Source organism: Williamsia soli, from assembly GCF_017377795.1.
Taxonomy (GTDB): Bacteria; Actinomycetota; Actinomycetes; order Mycobacteriales; family Mycobacteriaceae; genus Williamsia; species Williamsia soli.
The window spans coordinates 451,869-458,146 of record NZ_JAFRDR010000003.1 but is presented as its reverse complement, the minus strand read 5'-3'; the positions used below and the strand labels follow the sequence as shown (position 1 = coordinate 458,146).

The following is a 6,278-nucleotide window of genomic DNA, read 5'->3' as shown; positions in this document are numbered from 1 at the left end:
GGGGACAGCCCGGACAGTCTGGAGGGGACAGCCCAGTCAGACTTGAACAAACAGAACATCCGGCATTCCGAAGAGGAATGCCGGATGTGTCGGTTGTCGCGTACGGGTCAGATCAGGGACAGGGCGCCGGGTGATTGCGGCCGTACTCCGGGTCGAGGGCGTTGAGGACGATCCACACCGAGCGCGGGCTGCTGGTCACCTTCATGTGGTCGACTCGCGCGGAAGCGCATCCGTCTTGAACCCATACGTTGGTCACATCGCCGCCGGCCCCGGGCCGCAGGAACGCGTTCTCCGGCGGGGTCACCATGGTGTCGTTCTTGGTGGCGACCGCGACGTAGCGGACCCCTGGCCTGGTGTCGCCCCCTGCGTTGAGGTCACGCAGGAACGGCGAACCGGCCATCTGCTCGACATACGAGGGCCCCACGGTTGCCGCTGCGAGGCGAACCACGGGAATACCGAGCATCTCGGCGATCGCGCCGAGTTGCTGGTTGATGTTGAAGCTGGTGCCCTGATTGGTTCCGGCCAGGCTCACCAGAGAGTGCACTGCATTGCGTGCGGGTCGCGTGGCGTCCGAACCGCCCGAGGACTTGAGGTACTCACGAGCGACGAGCGCACCCTGCGAATGACCGACGAGGTCGACTTGACTGCCACCGCTGGCCGACCGGACGCGGGAGACGAATTCGGCCAGTGCGTCGGCGGAGTGTCTGATCGTGTTGCCGCCGACGAGATCGAGGAGGTTCTGGCCACTCTGTGGGTCGCGGGTTCCGTAATTGAGGGCGTACACGCAGTAGCCCTGCTCCTTGAGCGCGGGGGACAGCGTCTTCCACGTCGTAGCCATGTCAGCCCACGTCCCGTGCACCAGCACGATCGGGCGGGGATGCTCGACTGTGGGTGTGCAGCCCCAGTCGTTTGCTCCGGCGGGCGATTCAGACGCAGGATCGGCCGAGGCCGGCACGGCGAAGCCGCACAACGCGATGAGGCATACCAGAATGGTGACGACTAGCGGCCGAATCTGACGATTCGAAAAATGCATCTAACTGTTTCTCCCAGCGTTCGCCCCGCACGTCGTTCTACTCGACATTCGCTCCTGAGCTGAACGAGTGGTGAGAGGTCACAATGTCAGGCTTGGTCGAGTGACGATATCACGCAGGTAGATGGTCGCCTCAACGCAAAGCGTTGCAGGTAGGGGAGGTCGCCACACCGAGTCCGGAAAAAGAAATTCATATGTCGAGTTACGTCAGCCTCGAGTCATTGAATTGATTGGGCTCCCGAATGCAAGAAAACTCTGCAGGTCTTTGTCGCGGCGTTTATTCGCATAATCTGGCTGGATATTGATGTTCGGGCAGAGCGTTCGGATGGGAGGAATAGGGCCCTGTTTCCCGAACGCCCACAGTTCACGCGTCGTGCGCCGTGGCGTAAGGCAACGCGCGTTGTTTGTGCTTCGAGAAGAGATGCCGAAGCGAATAACGTTCGGTTGTCGGATTCCAGGCTCGCGACGGCACCCAGAAGATGAGGTGGAGGGCTCGCATCGTCCTGACGTTTGCCCACGATCGTTTCGCCGCTGCGGGCATGCCGCGCGCTTCGAGGGTGGCCGGCATGTAGGCGGTGAACTTTGCGTAGGTCTTGGTGTCGGACAGCATGCGTCGACCAGAGGCACTGATGTGCATGTCCGGGATCACGACGCTGCGCTTGCCGACCTCGTTCACGCACAGGGTTATGTCGAGATCATCGAAGATGCCATCTTGCTCCAGCAGCAGTGGCCGGATCTCTTTCCAGGTGTCAGCGCGGACGGCCATGTTCGCGCCGAACAGCGAGTGGACGTTGCCGTTGTTCTTTCGTGCGTGATCGAACGCTTTGCTGAGCAACTTCTTGTGCAAGAACTGCAGGGGCATGTCGTACTGGTCGAAGAAACCGGTACCCGCACCGATCGATGTGTCCGCGTTCGCAAAGAAAGTACGCGTTGCCTTCGCCCATCCGGGCTTGGCGCGGGCATCGGCATCCAGTCGGCCGATGATGTCGCCCTTGGCGAGGTCGAAGCCGGCGTTTCGTGCAGCGACGACGCCTCGCCTGGACTCGGAGATCACCTTGAGCTGGGGGATTGCCGGGCGAAAACCCTCGACGATGTCGGCCGTCTCGTCAGTAGACGCGTTGTCGACCACGATGATCTCCTCGATGTGGTCCAGCTCGGTCTGCAGAGAGGTCAGAAGTGATCCGATCGTGTCGGCCTCGTTGTACGCCGGGATCACCAGCGAGAGCGTTGGCTGAGTCATGAGAACCAATTGTGGCACGCTAACTAGCTATGCTACAGGTCTGAGGAACATCGATTGCTCGTCTGTGATCAAGGCGACTCTCGCTCGTCGGGCGACTGACGACGCTGCGAGTGCCACCGCGACTTCTCCACTTGACGGACAGAACTGACTCTGAAGCTCACTTATTTGCGATCCGTTGTTTACCTCCGCTAACGCTCTGACCTGCAGTGATGCAGGTCATAAGAAATCTTATGGTTTTCCTGCAGACAGGGCCTGTGACGGTGCTGTACACATAGCACCAATAAAGAACAGCGCATTCTCGCGCCCGCGCAGAAACCGAAGGTAGATCCTCGTGAGCGATACGATCCCGGCGCCAGGGCGCCCCGCCCCATCCGCTCTTCCCGCGGTCGCGGTGATCGAGATGGTGGCAGCCGCACGCCCCGCTCGGGTCGCGGCGGAGTGTGGCGACGACTTCGTCACGTACGGGCGTTTGCACGCAACGATCCAGGCCTATCGAACGGTGATGGAGGCGAACGGCATGGATGCGAACGCGGCCGTCTTCGCGGCCGTCCTGAGCACCCTGCCGGGGCTGGCCGACGAGACCCCGGGCCGCGTCGCCGATCGGGTTGCGGACATTCTGCTCGGAATCACCGGGGATACCGGGTGGGAGCAGACAGCGCCGAGCAGACAGGTCGGCTGACTGAGGGGACCGAGCTCACTCGCCGAACTGCGCGAGGATCCCCGTGTAGTGCTTGGGCAGTGGGGCTGCCAGTTCGCCCGATGATGCGGGGGTCACCTGCATCGTGACGAGCGATTGCAGCAACAGTGTGCCGGCGGCCACACCGTCGATGACGGGGATGCCGATCTTCTGACCGATGAGATGTGCGAGGTCCGCCATTCCGGCGCAACCCAGCACGATGGCATCTGAGCCATCTTCCTCGGCGGCCGCCCGGCAGGCCTCGATCAGGATCGCGGCGGTGTCCGGATTCGTCTCCAACTCGAGGACCGGGATCTCGCACGCGTGGACGCCGCGGCATCTCTTGGTCATCCCGTAGCGCTCCACCAACTCCTCGGCGCGGCCGATCGTGCGGCCCAACGTGGTCACCACGGAGAACCCCCGTCCGAGCAGTGACGCGGTATGCATCGCGGCTTCGGCTATCCCGATCACCGGAACCGGAGCGATCTCGCGAGCGGCGTCCAACCCTGGGTCGCCGAAGCAGGCCACCAGATAGCCGTCGGCAGGCGTGTCGCTGCGCTGGCTCCTGATGATCGCCTCGAGTAGCCCCGGGACCGCCAGGGCCTCGTCGTAGTGGGATTCGATCGATGCCGGACCCATCGTCGGGGTGACGCCGACGATCGCGGTGCCCGGCGCCGCAACCGATCGCGCGGCAGCGGCGATCTGGTCGGTCATCGCGACGGTGGTGTTCGGGTTGATCACGCTCAGTAACACGCGTCCATCCTTCCATCGGTACCGAAAATGGGGCCTTTTGGCGAGGAAACCCGCAGGTCGCGGTCGCCAAAAGGCCCCATCATCGGAAGGTTGTCAGACTGCTGCGGCCGTCGTGCGGGTTCCGTAGATGAGCTCCTTGGGCAGGAACCTCATGCCGACCAGGTACATCGCGAATCCGATGGCGGCACCGATGAACCAGGTGAAGCTGGCTTGGTAGGCGGTACCCCAGATGACGACGCCGATCGGGATCAGCGCGCCCACGGCGGTGGCCACGACCGCTACCGGGTTGACCCCGCCCCGGAAGTAATACGTGGACGTCTCATCCATGGTGAACAGATCATCGACGATGATCTTCTGCTTCTTGATCAGGTAGTAGTCGGCGATCAGGATGCCGAACAGTGGCCCGATGACAGCTCCGAGGGTGTCCAGTGTGTAGTGGATCGCGTCGGGATTGTTGTACAGGTTCCACGGCGTGATCAGGATGGAGCCGACGGCCGCGATCATTCCGCCGGTACGCCAGGTGATCTTCGTCGGCGCCACATTCGAGAAGTCGAATGCGGGAGAGACGAAGTTGGCGACGATGTTGATGCCGATGGTGGCGATGGCGAAGGTCAGCACACCGAGCACGGCCGCGGTGGTGTTGTCGATCTTGTCCACGATGTGGACCGGGTCGGTGATGATGTTGCCCTCGCCGTCTTTACCGATCACGGTGGCGCCGGCCGAGACCGTGCAGACCACCAGGATCGAGAAGAACAGGAAGTTCACCGGCAGGCCCCAGAAGTTGCCCTTCTTCACGTCGCCGTAGGTCTTGGCGTAGCGAGAGAAGTCGCCGAAGTTCAACATCGGTCCCGAGAAGTAGGACACCACAAGGGCTATCGCTGAGATCAGTGCGGTGATCGATGCCCAGCCCGATTTGCTGGGTCCGACGGAGAGGTCGAAGCTGACGTTGTCCCAGCCGGCTTTCCAGATCAGGTAACCGGCGAGGATGACCATCACCACATAGACCGCGGGACCACAAAAGTCGATGAACTTGCGGATGGTCTCCATGCCGTTCCAGAACACGACCGCCTGTAGGACCCACATGAGCATGAAGCCGGCCCAGCCGAGCGGGGACAGGCCGAGGAATGCCATATCACCGCTCTCGCTGTACTTCTCGAGCGACGGCCAGAACTTGAGTGCAAGCAAGCCGAATGCCACGGAAGCCAGATACGTCTGGATTCCGTACCAGGCGACGGCGATCAGACCGCGAATGATCGCGGGTAGATTGGCGCCGCGAACGCCGAACGCCACGCGGGTGGTGACGGGGTAGGGCACGCCCGCCTGTTGCGATGGTTTGGCGACCAGGTTGCACAGGACGTTGACGATCACGATGCCGATGACCAGTGCGACCAGCACTTGCCAGGCCGCGATGCCGAGCGCAAACAGGCTGCCCGCGAACACATATCCGCCCACGCTGTGCACATCTGACATCCAGAACGCGAAGATGTTGTACCAGGTCCAGCTCTGGTTCTTCAGTGGAGCGAGATCTTCGTTGGTCAGGCGTTGGTCGTAGCTGAGCTTGATCACGCTCTCGCCCGCACCGTTGTTGTGGCTTGTCGGTACCTCGGGATCTGATCCCGACGTCTTGACGTCTGTCATGGGCTTTCCCTGCTCTTGGTGTGGACCGGTCACCCGGTTCTTCAATGGCTGAGAAAAACCTAAGTCTCCGATGTTGCCCTCGGATTACATGCGTAACAAATTGCCGACGACAAGTGCAGGGAACCGGATATATTCGCAGAATATATTCTGCGCGAGTGGCGATTTGGCTGATTGTATTCGTGCGCCTAATCGGCTGTGGCGGGGTCCTCGCCGGCGACATTGAGTTGAGCCGCGGTCTCGATGATGACGGATTCCAGCCGGAGGTGATGTGCCTTGGCCACCGCGATGAGGTCAGCCGGATCACGGCGGGCCATCGCGTCGATCATCTTCTCGTGGTCTCCGTGCAGCTGTAGTTGCGTGGGTCCGGTGGCGCCCTGCATCACCTGGAAGGGCTCGGTGATGTCCCAGGTGGAATCGAACATGTTGAGCAACCGGTGCATGCCGCACGGGTTCGCGAGCGCCTGGTGAAACCGGCGTGAATGCACGTGATAGGCCCGGCGATCGCCGGCGATCGTCGCCTCTTGGAGGGCTTCGTGTTCGGCGCGCGCCCGGTCGAGGTCGGCGTCGGTCGCCAGTTCGCAGGCCCGTCCGAGTGCCGCCTGTTCGAGCACACCCCGGACGAAGTAGATCTCCCGCAGTTCGGTCAACGTCAACTGCGCGACGAAATACCCGCCGCCGGTCCGGTGACCCACCAACCCCTCGCCGATGAGTGTCTTGAGTGCCTCGCGAACCGGGATCGCGCTGACGCCGAACAGGTCGGCCACGTCGCCGACCGGAATGGGCGACCCCGGCGCTGCGCTGCCGTCGAGGATGACCCGCCTCAGTTCGCCGAGCACGCTCGCGTGGGCGCTGCCTGAGCGCTCGCCGTTCAGGTAGGACACCAGCGGGCGATGGGGGCGGGGAGGTGGCACGACTTCCTCTAGGCGATCAGGCGACGACGA

At 62.4% G+C, this 6,278-nt stretch carries 6 protein-coding genes; 1 reads left to right on the top strand and 5 read right to left on the bottom strand.

What is annotated here, in order from left to right; all coding sequences use genetic code 11:
* Positions 1-112: 112 nt before the first annotated feature.
* Both J3S28_RS10720 and J3S28_RS10715 read right to left on the bottom strand, forming a co-directional pair.
* Positions 113-1,033 (bottom strand): esterase/lipase family protein, encoded by a 921-nt coding sequence (locus J3S28_RS10720; RefSeq protein WP_207840331.1) that lies wholly within the window; start codon positions 1,031-1,033, stop codon positions 113-115.
* 361 nt (positions 1,034-1,394) lie between these two features.
* On the bottom strand, positions 1,395-2,270 hold the full coding sequence (locus tag J3S28_RS10715; RefSeq protein ID WP_207840329.1) for a glycosyltransferase family 2 protein: 876 nt from the start codon (positions 2,268-2,270) through the stop codon (positions 1,395-1,397).
* Positions 2,271-2,601: 331 nt separating this feature from the next.
* Between J3S28_RS10715 and J3S28_RS10710 the strand changes: the two genes are divergently transcribed.
* Positions 2,602-2,949: a hypothetical protein gene (locus J3S28_RS10710; protein ID WP_207840327.1), complete on the top strand. Its 348-nt coding sequence runs from the start codon at positions 2,602-2,604 to the stop codon at positions 2,947-2,949.
* 15 nt (positions 2,950-2,964) lie between these two features.
* On the opposite strand, the gene J3S28_RS10705 is transcribed toward J3S28_RS10710, so the two are convergent.
* The 3 genes from J3S28_RS10705 to J3S28_RS10695 all read right to left on the bottom strand — a co-directional run bounded on the left by J3S28_RS10705 (position 2,965) and on the right by J3S28_RS10695 (position 6,248).
* On the bottom strand, positions 2,965-3,699 hold the full coding sequence (locus tag J3S28_RS10705) for an aspartate/glutamate racemase family protein (protein WP_207840325.1): 735 nt from the start codon (positions 3,697-3,699) through the stop codon (positions 2,965-2,967).
* 93 nt (positions 3,700-3,792) lie between these two features.
* Positions 3,793-5,337, bottom strand: coding sequence for an NCS1 family nucleobase:cation symporter-1 (locus tag J3S28_RS10700; protein ID WP_207840322.1), 1,545 nt, complete (start codon positions 5,335-5,337; stop codon positions 3,793-3,795).
* A 185-nt stretch (positions 5,338-5,522) separates the two neighbouring features.
* Positions 5,523-6,248, bottom strand: coding sequence for a GntR family transcriptional regulator (locus J3S28_RS10695; protein ID WP_207840320.1), 726 nt, complete (start codon positions 6,246-6,248; stop codon positions 5,523-5,525).
* Positions 6,249-6,278 lie beyond the last annotated feature (30 nt).